The sequence below is a fragment of the Rathayibacter sp. AC451 genome (assembly GCF_979253095.1).
On sequence record NZ_CEEDBD010000001.1, the window covers coordinates 3,019,107 to 3,037,107 of the forward strand.

The window sequence follows — 18,001 nt, forward strand, 5'->3', positions numbered from 1 at the left end:
CGCCGTCCCAGGCGTGCCGGAGTGGCATCTCGCGCGCGCGACCCTCAGCCCGAGTGCGTCGTCACGAGCAGGTACCGCGCCGCGCCGGCCGCGTCCGCCGGCACCGACCAGCGGTGCGGGCGGAGCGTCTCGATCGTGACCGACTCGCCCGCCGAGACCGTGCGCGAGGCGCCGTCGGCGTAGGTCAGCACGGCGGCCCCCTCGGTCACGAAGACGAACTCCTCGCCCGGATGCGCGAAGTCGACGTCGTCCGACTGGCCCGGCTGCGCGGTGAAGAGGTACGCCTCCGTCCGGCGGCCGGGTCCCCCCGCGACCAGGCGTGCGCGCGGCGCGTGCGGCGCATCGCTCGCGCGCAGGTGCGCCTCCGGAGTCGTGTCGTCGGAGGAGGCGATCGCCGGCACCAGTTCGGCCGGCGGCACCTCGAACGCCGCGGCCAGCGCGTACAGGGTCGAGAGGCTCGGCAGCAGCCGGCCGTTCTCGAGCTTCGAGAGGAACGGCTGCGACACCCCGGCCTGCGCGGCGAGCGCCGCATCGACAGACCGCGGGCGGTGCGCAGGGCGCGCACGAGGAGGCCGATCTCGGAGGCGAGGGCGGGTGCCTCCCGCGGCGTCGTCGCTCATCGGTCCTCCGGGTGGTGCGGTGGTGCGCTCTTGCGGCGGCTGATTACTGCTGGTTATCATCGCCGTGTTGATAACGCGAGGTTATCAGCCCTCCGGTCGGGAGCGTCCGATCGCCATCGAAGGGCAGCACAGTGACCAAGCAGATCTTCCTCGGCGCGTTCGAGGAGTTCACGCCGAACTTCATCAGCAACGCCTGGCACCACCCCCGCGGAGACACGAGCGGATTCGCGACCCTCGAGTACTGGCAGGACCTCGCGCGGAAGCTGGAGGACGCCGGCTTCGACTTCCTCTTCCTCGCCGAGGCGCTGGGCTACCCGATGAGCGGCGACGACGTGCCCGAGGTCGTCATCCGCGAGGCCGTCCAGGTCCCCGTGCACGACCCGCTCGCGCTCGTCAGCGGGCTCGCCGCCACCGTCGACCGCCTCGGCTTCGTCGTCACCGCCTCCACCACCGCGCAGCAGCCCTACCTCAACGCCCGCACCTTCACCACGCTGGACCACCTGACGAAGGGCCGCATCGCCTGGAACATCGTCACCTCCGACAACCAGGTCGCGCTCACCAAGCTCCTCGGGCACGACGGAGTCACGCCCCACGACGAGCGCTACCGCCGCGCCACAGAGTTCGTCGAGCTGTGCCTGAAGCTCTGGGAGGGCGCGTGGGAGGACGACGCGGTCGTGTACGACAAGGCCACCCGCACCTTCGCCGATCCGGCCAAGGTGCACCGCATCACCCACGAGGGCGAGTACTTCCGCTACGACGGCTACTTCCCGGCGATCCCGTCCGTGCAGCGCACGCCGCTCCTGCTGCAGGCGGGCACCTCCTCCGCCGGTCGCGCCTTCGCGGGCCGGTACGGCGAGTGCGTCTTCATCCAGGACCGCGACCTCGGCAAGGCGGCGGCGACGGTCGCCGATCTGCGCTCGCGGGCGGAGTCGAACGGCCGGGACCCGCGCGACATCACCGTCATCCCGTCCGTCTCGATCATCGTCGGCGAGACGGAGGAGGACGCGCTGCGCCTCCGGGCCGAGCTCGACGCGACGCCGTCGCGCGAGGCGGCCGCCGCCCTGTTCATGGGGTGGAGCGGGGTCGATCTGATGTCGTTCCCGCTCGACGCGACCCTCGCCGAGGTGACGACCGAGGTCGGGCAGACCATGCTCGCGATGTTCCAGCAGCCCGAGTACAGCCCGACCGTCGCCGAGATCCTCGACGTGATCACGTCCTCGATCGGAGGCATGCGCGTCACCGGCACCGCCGAGTCGGTGGCCGATCAGCTGCAGGAGATCGTCGACCGCACCGACGTCGACGGCTTCCTGATCGAGTACACCTACGGCTCGTGGGAGACGTACCGCGACTTCGCCGAGCAGGTGATGCCGCTGCTGCGCGAGCGCGGGATGCTGCCCGAGACGCCCCGCTCCGGATCGATGCGCGAGCGGATCCTCGGCCACACGGTGCCGACGCTGCCCGCCGGGCACCCCGGCTCGGCCTTCCGCGTCGGCGCTCCGCGATGACCCTCGTGGCGGCTCCGGTCCACCTCGCGGTGCCGGCCCCCGTCGCGGCCGTGGCCGCCCTGGTCGACGGCGAGCCGGTCGGGATGGTCGTGGCCACCCTCGCGCTCGGCGTCAGCTTCGACCCGCCGCTCTGCACGATCGCGGTGCAGCGCTCGTCGTCGACGTGGCCGCAGCTGGCGGGATCCGAGCGGCTGGGCGTCTCGGTCCTCGGCGCGGACCAGGACGCCGCCGTCCTGCGGCTCGCCTCGCGCGACCGTGCGGGGAGGTTCGCGGGCGTCGGCTGGACGGCGTCCCCTCTCGGAGCGGTCTCGATCGACGGCGCCGTGCTCGACCTCGAGTGCTCCGTCGAGCAGGTGCACGACGCGGGCGACCACCTGCTCGTCGTGCTACACGTGCTCGACGGCCGGCACGACTCCGCTCGGGACGCGCTGCTGGCCCGGGACCGCCGCTTCGGCCGCTACGTCGAGTCGGCCTGAGCGGCCCGGACACGCGGAGCCCGGACACGCGGAAGCCCCGGGCGCCGGGGCGCCTCGGGGCTTCTGCGGGGTCCGGAGTCAGCCCGACGGGTTCTCGACCGGGTCGCCCTCGGGGTCGGTCGCGGTCTCGGGGTCGACGGTGTCCGGATCGACGGTCTCGGTGTCGGGAGCGTCGGGCGTGGTCTTGTCTGTCATCGGATCCTCCTTGCGGTCGTGTCGGATCGTGCGGTTCGCCTTCCACGCTACGGCGCGGGCTCCGCGGGCCGCGCCCCGTTGACGCGAAGGGCGGACGGATGCGACGTGAGCGCTCGGGTGCGGGGGTCGTGCGCTTCGGCGCGCTCGAGTGCCGCAGCGAGGGCGAGCGCTCCGGCGTCGGCCGCGCGGACGACGAGCCGGTGCCGGAGGGTGAGGACCGACGAGCGGAGGAGGCGGAGCATCCGACCATCCTCGCCGGACGGCACTCCCGCCCGGCGTCCCGCGCCAGCGCTCGTGCCAGCAACGCGCCTGTTCCGCAAGGCCTGGAGCGCGAATGGGCGGATTCGTACTCTCGACAGGACCGATACGAGGAGCGCCACCTGATGATCCGAACCACCGTCACGATCGACGGCAAGACCTACGGGCTCTCGCAGGGGGCCGATGTGACCGGTCTGAAGGCGTCGACGACCGAGGCCTCGCGGTCGGGCGGCGGCATGGTCGACTTCGTCGTGGTGGGCAACCGGCAGGTCAGCGCACTCGTCTCGCCCGGCGTCCCCGTGATCTTCGAGGACATCGAGGTGCCCGACGACGATCGCGACACCGGCGACGTGCAGGAGCCGTGGGACGACATCGACTACCTCGACTGACGCGCTTCCCGGGGCTCGGCCCCGGGTGCTGAGCGCCTGAGGGGTGCCGCCGGCTCGACCCGGCGCCTCTCGGGCACCTTCCGGCGGAGCGCCTACTCGACGCCCTCCGCCTCGGCGAGCTCGCCCTCGACCAGGGCGCACGCGGCCGAGGCGAGCGCGGAGCGCACCGCCTCCTCCGTGATCCCGAGGATCCCGGCGATCGCCTCCACGTCGTGCCGACCCGTGTGCCGCAGCAGCCAGCACTGACGCTCGATCGCGGGCAGCGCGTGCAGGCGGCGGTGGAACCCCGAGCGGAGGAGGTCCTCCTCCCGCAGGCGCGGCGCGCCGGAGACCGCGAGGGCCCGCTCGCCGCGCTCCAGGCTCGCCCGGCCGATCTCGGTGCGCGCGAGCTCGAGCGCCGACGCCTCGTCGACGACCTTCGGGGAGCCGCTGCGGAGTGTGACCGCGGCGTTCTGCAGGGCGGCACCGGCTGCCTCCTCCGACAGGGTGAGCCGGTACGCGTAGGCGTAGAGACCGGCGCCGCGCGACGCGAGAACGCGTCCGGCGAGCATCTCGCGCTGCTGCTGGGCCTGCGTCATGCCGACGGCCGCCACGGGCTTCTCGTACGTGCTCACGGTCACTCCTCGGGTCGGAATGGCCCCTCATGGGGTCACGAGCACCGAGAGTAGGGCAGTGAGAACGCGCGTTCTACCCTTGACTTCTGTGAATCCTTCCATGCGGCTGCATGGAAAACGGTTGCTCTGCAGCGGGGGCCGCTGCTAGTCGCGAGCGCTGAGGATGCAGAACTCGTTCCCCTCGGGGTCGGCGAGCACCACCCACGACTGCTCGCCCTGACCCACGTCGACGCGGGTGGCGCCCTTCCCGAGCAGTCGCTCGACCTCGGCGTCCTGGTCGTCCGGCACGAAGTCCAGGTGCAGGCGGTTCTTCACGCTCTTGTGCTCGGGCACGTCGAGGAACAGCAGACTCGGTCCGCGACCCGACGGAGCGAGCAGCTCGATCCCCTCGTCGTCCTCGTCCACGACGTCCCAGCCGAGCGCCTCCTGCCACCAGTGGCCGAGCGTGCGGAAGTCGGTGCTGTCGATGATGATCTCTTCGAGTCGGAGGCCCATGACTCGACGCTATTCGCCGCTCCGGCCGTCGCGGAAGCCCTTGCCCCGCTGCGGCCCCCCGACCCCGGGGATGCCGTCGCTGCATCTCACCGTCGTGCCGTTCCGGCATCGGGACTCGCCCCGTGCGCCGGCGCGCGGCATCCTCGTCTCCGAGGGAAGGGACCGCCGTGACCACTGCACGCGACCACTGGGAGGCCCGCTACGCCGACTCCGACCGCATCTGGTCGGGCCGGCCCAACGCCTCGCTCGTCGACCTCGTCCACGCGCTGCCCCCGGGCCGCGCCCTCGACCTCGGCTGCGGCGAGGGCGGCGACGCGCTCTGGCTCGCCGAGCAGGGCTGGAGCGTCAGCGGACTCGACCTCTCCGAGACGGCGCTCCGGCGCGGTCGGGCGGAGGCGGAGCGCCGCGGCCTGGTCGTCGACCTCCGCCAGGCCGACCTCGGCGCCGAGTGGCCCGTCGACGGCCTGTTCGACCTGGTCTGCGCGAGCTTCCTGCATTCGATGGTCGAGCTGCCGCGCACCGCGATCCTCCGTCGTGCGGCGACGCAGGTCGCTCCCGGCGGCCGGCTCGCGATCGTGACGCACGCCGCTCCACCGCCGTGGAGCGCGCACCGGCACGCGCTGCAGCACCTGCCCGCGCCCCGGGAGGAGCTCGCCGAGCTCGCCCTCGACGCGGCCGACTGGATCGAGCGCGAAGTCGGCACCCGCGAGCGCTCCGTCACCGGCCCCGAGGGTCATGACGGAGTCCTGCTCGACGGGGTGATCCTGCTGGAGCGCCGCGCTCGGTAGCGTGGCGGGACACCCACCACCAGGAGGCACCGTTGCCGCTCGACCCGTACCTCGCCGCCCGCGTGCCGCTGCTCGAGGGCGTCCTCGACCCGGGCGACCCGGAGCAGGCGGCCCGCCTCGCCGAGTTCGCCGTCGATCCCGCGCCCTGGACGCTCCCCGAGGGAGTGGTCGTGTCGGACACCGCGATCGACGGCCCGCACGGACCCGTCCCGCTCCGCGTCTACGAGCCCGCCGAGCCGACCGAGCGCGCGCTGCTCTGGGTGCACGGCGGCGGATTCGGGGCGGGCGACCTCGACATGCAGGAGTCGCACGTCGTGTCGGCCGAGCTGGTCGGCCGCTCCGGAGCCCGCGTGGTCTCGGTCGGCTACCGGCTGGCGAGCGCGAGCGTCCGCTACCCCGTGCCGCTCGACGACGTGCACGCCGCCTGGCGGTGGCTGCGGAGCGGGACCCCGGAGGCGCACCCTGTCGCGATCGGCGGAGCCAGCGCCGGCGCCGCGCTCGCCCTCGCCACGGCCCTGCGCGAGCGCGACGCCGGAGCGACGCCGCCGGACCACGTGCTGCTCGCCTACCCCTTCGCGCACTTCCCGAACCCGGCCGTCGACGATGACGTGGCCCGCGAGCTCATGGCGCTGCCCGCCGCGATGCGCTTCCCGACCTCGAGCATCGAGTCGATGGTGCGCAACTACGTCGGCCGGATCTCGGACCTCCCTGTCGACGCGCTGCCCGGCGCCGCACCGCTGGCCGGCCTCCCTCCGGTCACCGTGATGGTGAGCGAGTTCGACGAGCTGCGCGGCTCGGCCGAGCTCCTCCTGCGCCAGCTGGCGGAGGCGGGCGTCGCCGCGACCGGGTACCTCGCGGCGGGCATGCCCCACGGCCACCTGAACCGCACCCCCTCGCTGCCCGAGGTCGACCGCTCGCTCGCGGTCTTCGCGGCGCAGCTGCGCGCGCTCGGCTGAACGTCGGCGTCATCGCCCGCGCGGTCGCCCGTCGGCGCGATGAGGTCCCCGAACCCGCCCTCGGCGACCGGCCAGCACATGGTGATGAGATGTCCTGCCTGCACGGTCACCGGTCCTGGGTGCTGGGCTGAGGAGTGACGGCCGGAGCCGTGACGCTGCCCACCGCGTCGACAGAGGGCCGGATGAACCGCCGGCCCGACGGTGCGTGCTCGCTCCGGGTGCGCCTACCGACTCACCGCGCTGCGTGTCAGAGGATCAGCTCGGCCTCCCAGTTGGTGCGCTGGATCGAGGCGTCGAGGTCGCGCAGCTCCCGCGCGATCTCGTCGGCCCGCGCCCGCAGCTCCTTCACGGGCAGGGCCGACAGCCGACGCAGCTCGCTGCGCATCTGCCGGTTCCCCCAGGACCCGGCCGCCGCATCGGCGGCTCGGACGAGGATGCCGTGGTGCGCGCGCAGGGTCTCGCGCCGGGCGAGGGCGGCGGTGACGGTCGCTCCGTCGGGCGTCGGCGTCGTCGTGTTGGTGATGTTGATCGCCGTGACGAGCCTCTCCAGAGCCGCCAGCGCGCGAGTGCACTCGTCGAGCAGCTCGGCCGGGTCCTCGGACGGCGCCTCTCCCTCCTGGTAGGACGCGTTCGCGACGATCCGCGACTGGAGGGCCTCGATCCGCTTCTGCAGGTCGGCGCGCTCGAGGAGGGCTTCGGCGAGTCTCATGCTCGAAGCGTCCCACAGGGGGCCGACATCCGTCCCGACCCCGATCCGCTCCGGCGTCTAGGCTGCGACCGTGCCGCTGCAGAATCACCCGGGTGATGTCGAGTTCCCCGTCCGTCCCCGACTGCGGTTCGCGCGGCTCGCGGAGCAGCGCCGTCGCTCACGGGGCGGGGGGAGCGGACGGCGCGCCCTCCTCCTCACCGCCGGGGCCGTGCCGTTCGGCGTCGTCGGGTTCGTGGTCGGACTGCTGCAGAGCTCGGACGACGACCCGGCCTTCCCCTTCTTCACCTTCGCGGTCGGCCTCGCGCTCGGCCTGGCCGCCGGCTCGATCGTCGGCACGATCCGCGACGCGGGCGCTCCCCGCCGCGAGCAGCTGTCGTACCTCGCCCAGGCGGGAACCGCCGCGCCGACCCCGCGGCAGCAGCAGCTGCTCGCGCTCGACGCGATCAGCGACTTCTCGTTCGGCGGGTGGAACTCGTCGCTCGCCTTCCAGCCGAGCTGGGCCGAGCTTCCTCAGCCGCTCCGGGCCCGCTTCTCGGACGGCGCGAAGGGATCCCCGTGGAGCGAGCTGCCGATCCCGCCGTTGAGCGAGCAGCGCGCCGCGCTCGACCGCGACTTCCGCATCGCGTCGGCCGAGGACGTCGAGCTGTTCGTCGCCGACGTGCTCGCCACCGGCCCGCTCTCGGCCCGCTTCGCCGAGGTGTCGGCGTCGGAGGAGGCCGAGCGGATGCGCTCCCGCGTCTCGGCGCTCACCGGCGAGAGCGAGTTCCACCTGCTCGAGCGGGCTCAGCCGATCGGCGGGCGAGCGCCGGTGCTGCTGCTGGCGGGCGACGCCGAGCGCACGATCGGAGCGATCCGCTACGCCTACGTCGCCGGCTACCTGCCCGCCGAGCGGGCCTGGCAGCTCCTCGCGAGCATCGGCGACCGCGTCTTCGAGCAGTACGACGGCTGGGACGACTACCGCCGCGACGCCGCGGTGGCGATCGCCTTCCGCACCGACTCGCTCAGCGCCGTGCAGCAGTACCACCGGCTGCGCTCGGAGCTCGCCGCGTCGTCGTGGCCCGCCGCCTCGCTGCCGTACCCGGGCTGACCCGACCCGGGCCGGGCCGCGCGGACCCGACCGCTCACGCCTCCGATCGCGGCGCGCGGACCCCGTCGAGGGCCGCCGCGAGCTCGGAGCGGGAGCGCACGCCCAGCCGCCGGTAGACGGTGCGCAGCTGCGTCTTCACGGTGTTCACGCTGACACCCCGCTCGTCGGCGATGTCCGCGAGGGTGGCGCCCTGCGCCGCCGAGAACGCGATCTCGCGGTGCACAGGGCTGAGATCCGATGCCCGGGGCGCGTCGGAGTCGCGGAGGATCCGCGCGATGCCGTGGTCGCCGAGCGAGGCGAGCTCGTCGGCGACCCGGCGTCTGCGGTCGGGGGGCAGGAGCGCGAGCACGCCGAAGCTGTCGTGGGCGTGCGCGAGGGCCGCCGCCTCCTCGAGCGTGCGCGTGGGGTGCGCGGAGGAGGCGAGCAGCGCGGTGATCAGCACGCGCGGCGACTCCCCGCTGTCGAGGAGGGGACCGGCGAGCCGCCGGGCGGTCGATTCGTCGCCGCGCAGGTTCGCGGCGAGGGCCTCGGTCGCGGCGGCGATCCTCGCGACGAGCGGGACGGTGTCGTCGATCGGCTCGGCCTCGGCGGGTCCGCCGGTGAACGCGTGGATCGCGCGGACCAGGTCGGACTGCCCGCGTCCGCTCCGGGGCCCCGTCGCCGCGAGGGTCGCGTCGATGCGGCGCCGGACCAGGTGCGAGGAGAACGGCCGCCCCGCCGCCGCGAACGCCCGGACGAAGTCGACCGCCGGTCCGCGCTCGCCCGCCGCCGCCCCGTCGAGCCCGTCGAGGAGGGACACGGCGCCCTCGGGGTCGAGGTGGTCGATCCTGAGCAGCGCCTCGGCCAGCACTCCGGCGACGTCGGATCCCGGCGCCCGCAGGATCCCCTCGGTGTCCGGGACCCGGGCGAGCCACTCCGCCGCCGACATGTTGCGACCGGCGACCGCGTGGAGGTAGGCGGCCGATCCGGCCGTCGCGGCCGCCATGCCCCGGTGCCCGATGACCGCCGACCACTCGTGGGCCGAGAGATGCAGGGCCAGCGCGTCCTCGAGTCGGGAGTCCTGCTCGCAGGTCAGCGCCCACTCCTGCAGGATCTCGGGCAGACCGGCCGAGATCGACGCCTCCTCGATCGGCGGGAGGCGCCGCAGCAGGTCCTGCCCGGACTCCATCAACCGGAAGGCGTCGTCGAGCCGTCCCTTCGCCCGGGCGGCGGAGCCGCGCGCCGCCCACACGCCGAGCTGATCGGCGGGGCCCATCGGCAGGGGGAGGGGCCGCCGCCCGGGCGCGGGGTCGATCCACGCGTCGCCGTGCAGGGTGCGACCGAGGTGCACCATCGCGATCCGCAGCCGCGGTGACCGGTCCATCACCTCCTCCGGCATCCGCTCGAGCGCGTCGAGGAGCCCGGCGGGCTCGCTCTGCGCCAGGTGCGTCCAGGAGGAGCGGAGCAGCTCCTGGACGGCGACCCAGTCGCCCGCCTCCACGGCCCTCGTCAGCCGGGCCCCGCGGACGCCGGTCGTCACGAGGACCGCTCGGCTCGGTCGGCGCCGTCACGGCCGACGCTCTGCAGCACCGCGAGGAGCTCGTGCCGCGAGGAGACGCCGAGCTTGCGGTAGACGCTGCGCAGCTGCGACTTGACCGTGTTCGCGCTGACGTGCAGCGCCGCGGCGATGCCGACGACCGAGTCGCCCAGGGCGGCGTGCTCGGCGACCTCGCGCTCGCGCGCGGTGAGCAGCGAGAGGGCCCTCTCCTCGGCAGGCTCGATGGCGCGCGGGACGACGACGCCTCGACCGCCGAGGAGCCGGGCGACCTCGTGGCGGTCCTCGCTCGGGAGCTCCGGCAGGAGCCAGAGGAGGCGGTGCTCCGCGAGGAGCTCGGTGATGCGCTCGAGGTCTCCGCACGAGCGCTCGGGGGCCGCCGCGAGGGCCAGGACCTCAGCGCGGGGCGCCGTCGTCCGCCCGCGCAGCGGCGCCAGGAGCACGCGGGCCTCCGCGCGCCGCCCGCGCTGCACCAGGTCGTGCGCGCGGAGGGCGGCGGTGAACTGCTCGAGGAGGGTCCTCGTCGGGGAGTCGGGCCCCAGCGCATCGCGCGCCTGCTCCCCTCCGTCCGTCCGCGGCGAAGAGGAGGTAGCGGATGATGCGCAGGTGCTCGGTCTGCGCGTCCGTCGCGGCCTCGGGCGGCAGGGCGGCGAGGTGGGTCTCGAGCTCGACGGCGAGCCGGCGCGTCCCCTGCTGCTCCCACTCGACGGCGGCCCGGAGGTGGAAGTACGGCGCCCAGCGGTGCCCGATCGCCGCCCGGTCGATGCTCGCGATCAGCCGACGCGCCTCGGCCCGGTCGAGCTCGTCGAAGCGGAGGAACCCCTCGGCGAGGGTCGCCGACACGGCGCCCGCGAGCGGATCCTCCGCACCACTGCCCGTCGCGGCGTCGGCGAGGGCCCTCACCGCCCGGGCGCGCTCACCGCGGAGGGCCGCGAGGAGCGCCGCCGCACCGCCGGCGAGCGACAGCATCCGCGGGGCGGAGCCGGACAGTGGTGCCGACCGCACCGCGGCCTCGTACTCGTCGAGGGCGTCCTCCGTCGCTCCGGCCTCCTCGAGAGCACAGCCCCACTGGTAGTGCAGCTCCGCGCGGACGGCGTCGACGACGGCGCTCGACCCGCAGGGGATCGAGCCGAGCAGCTCGCGCGCGTCCTGCAGAGCGGGGAGAGCCTCCCGCGCCCGGTTCGCGCGCCGGAGCTCCGCGATGCGTGCCGTCGTCCGGAGGAGCCCGGCCGGCTGCTCCTGCGCCCCGACGGGACGCGCCTCCGGTGACCGGCTCCGCAGGAAGTCGCGGGCGCGGATCCAGCGCGGACGCTCGTCCAGGACGCTGTCCGGCACGCGATCGAGCGCGGCGAGCAGGACGGGCGCGTACTCGTGGACGGAGCGGGACCAGTGTCTGTCGAGGAGTTCGACGACGGCACTCCAGTGCTGCTCGTCGAGTGCCGCGGCGAGGCGGTCGAGAGCGTCGGCGGTGATCACGGGCAGATGCTTCCTCGGTGGATCGTCCTCGCGGGACCGACGTCCCCGGGGTCGGTGCGAGGAGAAGGGACGGCAGGCGCCCCAGAGTACGGCTGTGAATCCTTTCAGTGCGCGGTGGCGCTCATTACTGCTCCCGCTGCTCCGGCTCGAGGCGGCGCAGGTCGCGCTGGAGGCGCTGGGAGCGCAGGTAGCCGCTGAGCGCGTGCCCGTGCGCGGGCGGAGTGGAGAGGTCGCCGAGGACCGCGCGGGCCGTGGCGAGCCGCGCCCGCCGGATCTCGTTGAAGACCGTCGTGCCGTTCGCCGCGAACACCCGCTGAAGCGTGCGCTTGGGCACGCCGAGGCGTTCCGAGACCTCGTGCACCGACAGCCCGGCGTCGGTCGACATCGCCGCGATCAGGGCGAGGGCGCGCGTGTGCACCGTCTCGGTCCGCTCCCGCGGGAGGGAGGTGGCGAGCACCGCTCCCGTGAGCTGCTCGACCGCTGCGCGCACGAGGGGGAAGGCGGGCGACTCGGCGTCGAGCGCCGATCCGAACGTGGCGTTGACGGTCGAGAGCAGGATGCCGCGACCCGCGCCGTCCGCCTCCGTGACGAGAGCGCCCGTGTCGTCCCAGTCGAGGAGGCCGAGCAGCGGGCTCTCGAGAGCGATCTCGATGCGCGCGCTCGGGGCATCGGTCACGATCGTGAAGGAGTGGCTGCGGCGGAGGAACGCGATGCATCCGACGCGCACGAGCACCTCGAGCGCCGACGGGTCGTCGGGCTGCACGACGATCTCGCCCTCGAGGGGGATGAGGAGGCGCACTCCCGATCCCGCGGGAGCGGCGCGGTGGAGCCGGCCGGGGGTGTGCCAGAGTCGCACGACGTCGAAGGAGCCGCTCCGGAGCACGTCGGCGACGACGCGCAGCGGACCGGAGGGCCTCGCCTCCAGCCCCATGCGACCGAGCCAGATCCTCGCGTCCTGGTCTCGGCGGGTCACGCCCCGCTCGATGGACGTCCGTTCGATCGGCATGCTGTTCACGGTGGTGCCTTCCTGTCGGCCGTTCGGGCGGCGCGACAGGCGCAACACTGCACCCGGAGGAGCAGGTGCCGTGGGGATTTCACCCGTCGCGGCCCGGGAAATCACCCGCTCGCCGCGCCGAGCCGGTCCTTCGAGTCGAAGGGCCCTCCCTTCGGGTCACAGCAGGAACAGCGCGGTCACCGGACCTGCGGCGGCCGCTCCCGCGCCACCGTGACGCGCACCTGGGCGTGCCCGCTGACGGGGGCGCCGTCCGCTCCGGTGCCCCGCACGACGATCGTGTTGAGGAGGGTCCTCGCGCGCGGGAGCACTCTCGCCGTGTACCGCGCCACGGCCACGAAGCCGGCGCCCGGCTCCATGCGCTCGTCCGGTCCGGCCAGGACGATGGGCGCTGCGTCGTACTCGAGGTCGGTGTCGACGTCGTCCGAGAAGCCGCCCTGCAGGAGGTGCAGGTCGTGCAGCGGCCCGGCGGTGTCGTTGCGGACGTGGAACCAGAAGGCCAGGACCAGCGCGTCCGCACGGCGGGCGGGACCCCGGCCGGAGTGCGAGACGGAGAGATCGAGGTGGAGGCGGGGTACGGAGCGACCGGGGGCGACCGTGCCGCCGGACGGCGCCGCGAGGATCGAGGTCAGGGGCATGGGGGTCTCCTCGGGGTGGACGGGCGGCGGCGGGACGATGATCGGCGGGCCCCGCACTCCGCGTCGCGCCGTCGGCGCGAAGCCCCGGATCCGGGGCGCGAGCGGCGGGATCCGCGGCGGGTCGCGCCCCGACCCGCGCCGGACGTCGTGCGCCGGAACCACTGCGGATCGCGCCATCGCGTCATCAGGAGCGGGCGGCGGAGTCTCTTCACCGTGCCCCTTCCCCGACTCCTGCCGCTCCCCGCCCGCCGCCCCGCCCGCCGCCCCGTCCGCCGCCGCCCTCCGGCCCGCCGACCCGATCTGCTCGCCGTCGCCGCGGCCGCGCTCGTGAACGAGCGCTACGCCGATCGGCACTTCGGTCCGGCCGGCCTCGCCGCCGAGCTGCACGTGCCGGCGCTCACCCTGCGCGTGCGGTTCCGCCGCTTCTACGGCTTCCCGCTCGACGAGCTCCTCGCCCAGCGCCGCCTCGAGCTCGCGACCGTCCTGATGGCGAGCACTCCGCACCGCCTCGGCGCGCTCGAGGAGATCGCGCGCGCCTCCGGCTACCGCGGCGTCCCGGCCCTGGACCGCGACTTCCTCCGCTGGCGCGGGACGCCGGCGCTCGCCGCGTGGTTCCGGATGGGATCGAGTCGCGGCTCCGCCGCACGACTCGGGTAACGGCAGGCGCCGACCGGCGCGGTCAGATCCGGTCGCTCCGCCACTCCGTCGTGAGCTCCTCGCCGCGGTCGAAGGCGGCCTGCTCGCGCTCGCGCAGCTCGACCCGGCGGATCTTGCCCGAGATGGTCTTGGGGAGCTCCGCGAACTCGAGGCGCCGCACGCGCTCGAAGGACGAGAGCACCTCGCGGGTGTGGGCGAAGATCGAGGCGGCCGTCCCGGCGGTGGGCTCCCAGCCCTCGGCGAGCGCGACGTATGCCTTCACGATGCTCTGGCGCACGGCGTCCGGAGCGGGCACGACCGCCGACTCGGCGACGGCGGGGTGCTGCAGCAGCACGCTCTCGACCTCGAACGGCGAGATCTTGAAGTCGGAGGACTTGAAGATGTCGTCGGTGCGGCCGACGAAGGTGATGGTGCCGTCGACGGCGCGCACGGCGACGTCGCCGGTGTGGAAGTAGCCGTCGGCGCGGGCGAGCGCCGTGCGCTCCTCGTCGGCGTGGTACCCCGACATGAGGTTCACGGGCTCGGTCGAGAGGTCGAGGCAGATCTCGCCGGTCGACGCGCTCTCGCCCGTGAGCGGGTCGATCAGCGCGATCGCGACTCCGGGCAGCGGGCGGCCCATCGCCCCCGGCACGATCTCGGAGCCGGGCGGATTCGCGATGATCGCGGTGGTCTCGGTCTGGCCGTAGCCGTCGCGGATCCCGAGTCCCCACCCGCGCTCGATGGCGGCGATGACCTCGGGGTTCAGCGGCTCGCCGGCCGACAGGATCTCGGTCAGCGCACGCGGCTTCGCGCCGAGCTCGGACTGGATCAGCATCCGCCACACGGTCGGCGGGGCGCAGAAGGTGGTGACGCCGGCGCGGTCGAGCTGCTCGCGCAGCGCGGTGGCCGAGAAGCGGCTGTAGTTGTAGACGAAGACCGTCGCCTCGGCGTTCCACGGCGCGAAGAAGCAGCTCCACGCGTGCTTGCCCCAGCCGGGGGAGCTGATCGCCGAGTGGACGTCGCCGGGCTGCACGCCCAGCCAGTACATGGTGCTCAGGTGCCCGACGGGGTAGGACTCGTGTGTGTGGACGACCATCTTGGGCCGGGAGGTCGTGCCCGAGGTGAAGTAGATCAGGCACGGGTCGGTGCTCTCGACGACCACCGCCGGGCTGATGCCGAAGGGCTCCGCGGAGTCGGCGAAGTCGAGCCAGCCGTCGACGGCCCCGCCGACCGAGATGCGGCCGAAGCCGCCCTCCACGTCGTCGAACTTCGCGGTCTCGGAGACGTCGGCGATCACATGCGCGACCTCGCCGCGCTCGAGGCGGTCGGCCAGGTCGGCCGGCGAGAGGAGCGTCGTGGTGGGCAGGATGACGGCGCCCAGCTTCATGATCGCGAGCATCGACTCCCAGAGCTCGACCCGGTTGCCCAGCATGAGCATCACGTGATCGCCCTGCTCCACGCCGACCGAGTGCAGCCAGGTGGCGACCTCGTCCGAGCGCCAGCGCATCTCGTCGAACGAGACCTTCTGCTCCGAGCCGTCCTCCTCGACGATCCACAGCGCGGTCCGCTCGTTGCCGATCGCGATCGCGTCGAACCAGTCGACGGCCCAGTTGAAGCGGGGGCCGACGTCGGGCCAGCGGAAGGCCTCGGTCGCGGCGGCCGCGTCGGTGCGGTGCTGGAGCAGGGTGTCGCGCGCGGCGCGGAAGCTCCCGGTGGGATTCATGGACTCATTCTCCCCCGACGCGCGGCGCACCCCGCCTGCTCAGTACTTGATGGACTGGCCGCCGTCGATCGGGAGGACGACCGCGTTGACGTAGGCGGCGTCGTCCGACAGCAGGAACGCGACGACCGAGGCGATCTCGGCGGCCTCTCCGTAGCGCTTGGTCGGGTTGACCTGGATGAACTCCTCCGCCGCCTCGCGCGGGTTCTCGGGGTCGAGCTGCTTCATCGAGTTCTCGACCATGGGGGTCCAGATGGCGCCGGGGGCGATCGCGTTGATGCGGATGCCGTACTGCCCGTACTCGATGCCGGAGTTGCGGGTGAGGCCGACGACGCCGTGCTTGGCGGCCGCATAGCCGGACTGGTTGCCGATGCCGGTGATGCCGCCGACGCTCGCGGTGTTCACGACCATGCCGGAGCCCTGCTCGCGCATGACCTTCAGCACCTTCTCGAGGCCGAGGAACACGCCGCGCAGGTTGATCGCGACGACCTTGTCGAACTCGGCGGCGGTGAAGTCCTCGGTGAGGTTCTGCCGGCCCTCGATGCCGGCGTTGTTGAAGAAGCCGTCGATGCGGCCGAAGCGCTCGAGGGTGGCGGCGACGTAGGCGTCGACGTCCTCCTCCTGCGACACGTCGGCGGTCACGGTGAGGACCTCCGCGTCGGGGACGACGGTGGTCACGGCCTCGACGGTGGCGGAGAGGCCCTCTTCGGAGATGTCGACGAGGGAGAGGCGCGCGCCCTCCTCGGCGAGGCGGACGGCACTGGCGCGGCCGAGTCCGGATCCGCCGCCGGTGATGAGGACGACGCGGTCGGTGAAGCGCTGGGCGGTGGACGGCTGGGTGGTGGACATGGTGACCTCCTGCTCGACGAGCGAAGGGGTCGGCGGGGCCGGCGAGTCCGGCTCCGTGCTCGTTCACGGACGCCCTTCGACTCGCTCCCAAGTGTTACTCGGTTTTCTGGGTGCCGGCTCCGTGCCGGGGTGCGGCGCCGCTCCGGCGGACCCTGGCAAGGGCCGCAGAGACCGTCCCGCCGGATGCCGACCTCGGGTAGACCGGAAGGACCGAGACGGACAGGGGGATCCGCGATGGTGATGAGAAGGACGACCGCGACAGGGGCCGCGACGGTGCTCGCGGTGCTCGCGCTGGCGGGCTGCACGGCACCGGCCGAGGACGAGGCGGCGACGCCGACCGCGACGGCCACGGAGACGTCGACTCCGACTCCGGGTCCGATCGGACCGCTGGATCTGCCGGAAGGCCAGACCGCGGCGGTCACCTGGACCGACCAGGTCGGAGCACCGGAGCCGCAGACCGTCCGCCTGGTGGGCGAACCGCTCTCGATCCGGCTCGCCGTCGCCTGCGACACCGCGGACGCGGAGGTGACCGTCGAGATCGAGGGCCTGATGACCAGCGCCTCGAAGTGCTTCTCCGACGAGGGCATCACGCGCGGCGACCCCCACGAGGGCAACGGCGCGAGCATGCAGATCTCCGTCGACCAGGACGCCCGCATCGTCGTCACGACCGTACCGGCGGACGCCCGCTGGTCGGGGACCGTGTCGACCGGACCGCGGACGGTGCCGGGTCCGGGTCCGGGCTGAGGCGAACGCTCCGACGTAGTCGACCGCCGGTCAGCCCAGCGGCACGCCCAGCGCGCTCATGAACGGCACGGCGTCGACCGCCTCTCCGTCGACGCGGGTCTCGAAGTGCAGGTGGCAGCCGGAGGAGGCGCCCGTGCTCCCGAGGAGCGCGATCACGTCGCCGGCGGCGACCGTGTCGCCGACGTCGACGAGGAGCTCGCTGTTGTGGGCGTAGCCGGTCTCGATGCCGCCCCCGTTGTCGATCAGGATCCAGTTGCCGTAGGTGCCGAAGTACGTCGACTCCTCGACGACTCCGCCCGACGCCGCGACGATCGGGGTGCCGCACGAGGCGGCGAGGTCGGTGCCCTTGTGGAACAGGTTGACGCCCGAGACCGGAGCGTCGGGGCGTGGGCCGTAGCTGCTGCTGATGCGACCGGACACCGGGATCATCCAGCTGCCGGACGCGCCGTCCGCGGCGGCGGTCGACTCTCCCGCTCCGGCGGTGATCGCGTCGAGCGACTCGGTGGGCACGAGGACCTCGGGCTTCGCCTCGGCGGCGAAGGCGTCGCGGGTGACGGTGTGCTGCACGGCGCCGGCCGCGACGAAGCTCTGCGGACGCGCGGCCGCCACGGCGCTCGTCGTGTCGCGCACGACCTCGGGGTCGGAGGCACCCTCGACGGCGAAGGCCGGCATGGTCGTGGTGACCGCGATGCCGACGACGAACGTCATGGCCGCCATGGCGGAGGCGCGGGGCTTCGACGGTCGGCGGGAGGCGCGACGTCCGGCGGTCCGCTGGGCCTCCTGCTGGGCGCGCAGCAGGCGCCGGGTCGGCAGAGCGGTGGAGCTGTCGGTCTGCCCGACTCCCCGGGGGAAGGGGTCGGGGCGAGATCCTCGTGGTGCATGCAGTCAGAGTTTCCGGGTCGTTCGCAGCGCGGGGGCGGGGCGCTGCTGGGGCTGGGGAACCGTCACGGCCGCGGTCTTCCGCGCCGTACGACCCTCCAGATTACCCGAGGTGCTCGGGATTCGACCTGGGAGAGTGCTCAGCAGTCAAGCCCCTCCCTCGAGAGGCCTCGCCTTCGGACCCGTTCTGCGGGCCCGGTCTAGTACGACCCGCCGGTGAACACCAGCAGGGCGATCAGCCCGCCGACGGTGGCGGCGACGCCCGCGCCCAGGCGCCACCACATCCAGCGGTCGCGCCGGGGGCCGCGCATCGGGCGCCGCTGACCGTGCGTGCCGAGGAAGCCGGTGGGGTCGGAGGAGAAGACCATGCGTCCAGACTGCCGTGCTCACTCCGAGCGCGCGCGACTCTCGAACGCGACTC

At 73.7% G+C, this 18,001-nt stretch carries 22 protein-coding genes; 8 read left to right on the forward strand and 14 right to left on the reverse strand.

Going from position 1 to position 18,001, the window contains the following annotated elements:
- Positions 1-44: 44 nt before the first annotated feature.
- The gene (locus AC0CID_RS14445; RefSeq protein ID WP_465227338.1) at positions 45-620 is read right to left on the reverse strand and encodes a helix-turn-helix domain-containing protein; all 576 of its coding nucleotides are present in this window, start codon (positions 618-620) and stop codon (positions 45-47) included.
- Positions 621-751: 131 nt separating this feature from the next.
- Between AC0CID_RS14445 and AC0CID_RS14450 the strand changes: the two genes are divergently transcribed.
- Positions 752-2,125, forward strand: a complete 1,374-nt coding sequence (locus AC0CID_RS14450) for an NtaA/DmoA family FMN-dependent monooxygenase (RefSeq protein ID WP_465227339.1) — start codon at positions 752-754, stop codon at positions 2,123-2,125.
- Complete coding sequence (locus AC0CID_RS14455) at positions 2,122-2,601, forward strand: flavin reductase family protein (RefSeq protein WP_465227340.1); 480 nt, start codon at positions 2,122-2,124, stop codon at positions 2,599-2,601. The genes AC0CID_RS14450 and AC0CID_RS14455 overlap by 4 nt, the downstream gene beginning before the upstream one ends.
- Before the next feature lie 242 nt (positions 2,602-2,843).
- Here the strand turns inward: AC0CID_RS14455 and AC0CID_RS14460 are convergent, their stop codons facing one another.
- A complete protein-coding gene (locus AC0CID_RS14460; protein ID WP_465227341.1) occupies positions 2,844-3,038 on the reverse strand; it encodes a hypothetical protein in 195 nt (64 codons plus the stop codon).
- A gap of 141 nt (positions 3,039-3,179) precedes the next feature.
- On the opposite strand from AC0CID_RS14460, the gene AC0CID_RS14465 reads away from it, so the two are divergent.
- Positions 3,180-3,443, forward strand: coding sequence for a hypothetical protein (locus AC0CID_RS14465; RefSeq protein WP_465227342.1), 264 nt, complete (start codon positions 3,180-3,182; stop codon positions 3,441-3,443).
- A 92-nt stretch (positions 3,444-3,535) separates the two neighbouring features.
- On the opposite strand, the gene AC0CID_RS14470 is transcribed toward AC0CID_RS14465, so the two are convergent.
- Together AC0CID_RS14470 and AC0CID_RS14475 are read right to left on the reverse strand one after the other, a co-directional pair.
- Positions 3,536-4,057 carry a hypothetical protein gene (locus AC0CID_RS14470; RefSeq protein WP_465227343.1) on the reverse strand — a complete coding sequence of 174 codons (522 nt, stop codon included), beginning with the start codon at positions 4,055-4,057 and terminating at the stop codon, positions 3,536-3,538.
- A 144-nt stretch (positions 4,058-4,201) separates the two neighbouring features.
- Positions 4,202-4,552 carry a VOC family protein gene (locus tag AC0CID_RS14475; protein ID WP_465227344.1) on the reverse strand — a complete coding sequence of 117 codons (351 nt, stop codon included), beginning with the start codon at positions 4,550-4,552 and terminating at the stop codon, positions 4,202-4,204.
- A gap of 167 nt (positions 4,553-4,719) precedes the next feature.
- Here AC0CID_RS14475 and AC0CID_RS14480 point away from each other — a divergent pair, with 167 nt between their 5' ends.
- Together AC0CID_RS14480 and AC0CID_RS14485 are read left to right on the forward strand one after the other, a co-directional pair.
- Positions 4,720-5,340 (forward strand): class I SAM-dependent methyltransferase, encoded by a 621-nt coding sequence (locus AC0CID_RS14480; protein WP_307786214.1) that lies wholly within the window; start codon positions 4,720-4,722, stop codon positions 5,338-5,340.
- Positions 5,341-5,372: 32 nt separating this feature from the next.
- The gene (locus AC0CID_RS14485) at positions 5,373-6,296 is read left to right on the forward strand and encodes an alpha/beta hydrolase (protein WP_465227345.1); all 924 of its coding nucleotides are present in this window, start codon (positions 5,373-5,375) and stop codon (positions 6,294-6,296) included.
- Between the two features lie 247 nt (positions 6,297-6,543).
- Here the strand turns inward: AC0CID_RS14485 and AC0CID_RS14490 are convergent, their stop codons facing one another.
- Positions 6,544-7,005 (reverse strand): DIP1984 family protein, encoded by a 462-nt coding sequence (locus tag AC0CID_RS14490; RefSeq protein WP_465227346.1) that lies wholly within the window; start codon positions 7,003-7,005, stop codon positions 6,544-6,546.
- 70 nt (positions 7,006-7,075) lie between these two features.
- On the opposite strand from AC0CID_RS14490, the gene AC0CID_RS14495 reads away from it, so the two are divergent.
- Entirely contained in the window at positions 7,076-8,092 is a 1,017-nt protein-coding gene (locus AC0CID_RS14495) for a DUF1266 domain-containing protein (protein ID WP_207406910.1), read from the forward strand.
- Between the two features lie 34 nt (positions 8,093-8,126).
- Here AC0CID_RS14495 and AC0CID_RS14500 read toward each other — a convergent pair whose 3' ends face one another.
- The 5 genes from AC0CID_RS14500 to AC0CID_RS14520 form a co-directional block, all read right to left on the reverse strand.
- Positions 8,127-9,611 (reverse strand): helix-turn-helix transcriptional regulator, encoded by a 1,485-nt coding sequence (locus AC0CID_RS14500; protein WP_465227347.1) that lies wholly within the window; start codon positions 9,609-9,611, stop codon positions 8,127-8,129.
- Positions 9,608-10,069: a helix-turn-helix transcriptional regulator gene (locus AC0CID_RS14505; RefSeq protein ID WP_465227348.1), complete on the reverse strand. Its 462-nt coding sequence runs from the start codon at positions 10,067-10,069 to the stop codon at positions 9,608-9,610. The genes AC0CID_RS14500 and AC0CID_RS14505 overlap by 4 nt, the downstream gene beginning before the upstream one ends.
- Positions 10,023-11,102 carry a hypothetical protein gene (locus AC0CID_RS14510; protein ID WP_465227349.1) on the reverse strand — a complete coding sequence of 360 codons (1,080 nt, stop codon included), beginning with the start codon at positions 11,100-11,102 and terminating at the stop codon, positions 10,023-10,025. The genes AC0CID_RS14505 and AC0CID_RS14510 overlap by 47 nt, the downstream gene beginning before the upstream one ends.
- Before the next feature lie 124 nt (positions 11,103-11,226).
- Positions 11,227-12,108, reverse strand: a complete 882-nt coding sequence (locus AC0CID_RS14515; RefSeq protein ID WP_465227350.1) for a hypothetical protein — start codon at positions 12,106-12,108, stop codon at positions 11,227-11,229.
- Positions 12,109-12,293: 185 nt separating this feature from the next.
- The gene (locus tag AC0CID_RS14520; protein WP_465227351.1) at positions 12,294-12,752 is read right to left on the reverse strand and encodes a hypothetical protein; all 459 of its coding nucleotides are present in this window, start codon (positions 12,750-12,752) and stop codon (positions 12,294-12,296) included.
- A 213-nt stretch (positions 12,753-12,965) separates the two neighbouring features.
- On the opposite strand from AC0CID_RS14520, the gene AC0CID_RS14525 reads away from it, so the two are divergent.
- Positions 12,966-13,409 (forward strand): helix-turn-helix domain-containing protein, encoded by a 444-nt coding sequence (locus AC0CID_RS14525; protein WP_465227352.1) that lies wholly within the window; start codon positions 12,966-12,968, stop codon positions 13,407-13,409.
- Positions 13,410-13,431: 22 nt separating this feature from the next.
- Here the strand turns inward: AC0CID_RS14525 and AC0CID_RS14530 are convergent, their stop codons facing one another.
- Both AC0CID_RS14530 and AC0CID_RS14535 read right to left on the reverse strand, forming a co-directional pair.
- Entirely contained in the window at positions 13,432-15,111 is a 1,680-nt protein-coding gene (locus AC0CID_RS14530; RefSeq protein ID WP_465227353.1) for an AMP-binding protein, read from the reverse strand.
- 39 nt (positions 15,112-15,150) lie between these two features.
- Entirely contained in the window at positions 15,151-15,957 is an 807-nt protein-coding gene (locus AC0CID_RS14535) for a glucose 1-dehydrogenase (RefSeq protein ID WP_465227354.1), read from the reverse strand.
- Between the two features lie 240 nt (positions 15,958-16,197).
- Between AC0CID_RS14535 and AC0CID_RS14540 the strand changes: the two genes are divergently transcribed.
- Positions 16,198-16,701, forward strand: a complete 504-nt coding sequence (locus tag AC0CID_RS14540) for a hypothetical protein (protein WP_465227355.1) — start codon at positions 16,198-16,200, stop codon at positions 16,699-16,701.
- Positions 16,702-16,731: 30 nt separating this feature from the next.
- Here AC0CID_RS14540 and AC0CID_RS14545 read toward each other — a convergent pair whose 3' ends face one another.
- On the reverse strand, positions 16,732-17,409 hold the full coding sequence (locus AC0CID_RS14545) for a M23 family metallopeptidase (RefSeq protein WP_465227356.1): 678 nt from the start codon (positions 17,407-17,409) through the stop codon (positions 16,732-16,734).
- Positions 17,410-17,780: 371 nt separating this feature from the next.
- A complete protein-coding gene (locus AC0CID_RS14550) occupies positions 17,781-17,948 on the reverse strand; it encodes a hypothetical protein (RefSeq protein ID WP_207407402.1) in 168 nt (55 codons plus the stop codon).
- Positions 17,949-18,001: the final 53 nt, after the last annotated feature.

Bases quoted from the DNA above. Each gene is read 5' to 3' on its own strand.
- AC0CID_RS14445 (WP_465227338.1), bottom strand. From the start codon at position 620: ATGAGCGACGACGCCGCGGGAGGCACCCGCCCTCGCCTCCGAGATCGG.
- AC0CID_RS14455 (WP_465227340.1), top strand. From the start codon at position 2,122: ATGACCCTCGTGGCGGCTCCGGTCCACCTCGCGGTGCCGGCCCCCGTC.
- AC0CID_RS14460 (WP_465227341.1), bottom strand. From the start codon at position 3,038: ATGCTCCGCCTCCTCCGCTCGTCGGTCCTCACCCTCCGGCACCGGCTC.
- AC0CID_RS14465 (WP_465227342.1), top strand. From the start codon at position 3,180: ATGATCCGAACCACCGTCACGATCGACGGCAAGACCTACGGGCTCTCG.
- AC0CID_RS14475 (WP_465227344.1), bottom strand. From the start codon at position 4,552: ATGGGCCTCCGACTCGAAGAGATCATCATCGACAGCACCGACTTCCGC.
- AC0CID_RS14490 (WP_465227346.1), bottom strand. From the start codon at position 7,005: ATGAGACTCGCCGAAGCCCTCCTCGAGCGCGCCGACCTGCAGAAGCGG.
- AC0CID_RS14515 (WP_465227350.1), bottom strand. From the start codon at position 12,108: ATGCCGATCGAACGGACGTCCATCGAGCGGGGCGTGACCCGCCGAGAC.
- AC0CID_RS14520 (WP_465227351.1), bottom strand. From the start codon at position 12,752: ATGCCCCTGACCTCGATCCTCGCGGCGCCGTCCGGCGGCACGGTCGCC.
- AC0CID_RS14530 (WP_465227353.1), bottom strand. From the start codon at position 15,111: ATGAATCCCACCGGGAGCTTCCGCGCCGCGCGCGACACCCTGCTCCAG.
- AC0CID_RS14535 (WP_465227354.1), bottom strand. From the start codon at position 15,957: ATGTCCACCACCCAGCCGTCCACCGCCCAGCGCTTCACCGACCGCGTC.
- AC0CID_RS14540 (WP_465227355.1), top strand. From the start codon at position 16,198: ATGAGAAGGACGACCGCGACAGGGGCCGCGACGGTGCTCGCGGTGCTC.
- AC0CID_RS14545 (WP_465227356.1), bottom strand. From the start codon at position 17,409: ATGACGTTCGTCGTCGGCATCGCGGTCACCACGACCATGCCGGCCTTC.
- AC0CID_RS14550 (WP_207407402.1), bottom strand. From the start codon at position 17,948: ATGGTCTTCTCCTCCGACCCCACCGGCTTCCTCGGCACGCACGGTCAG.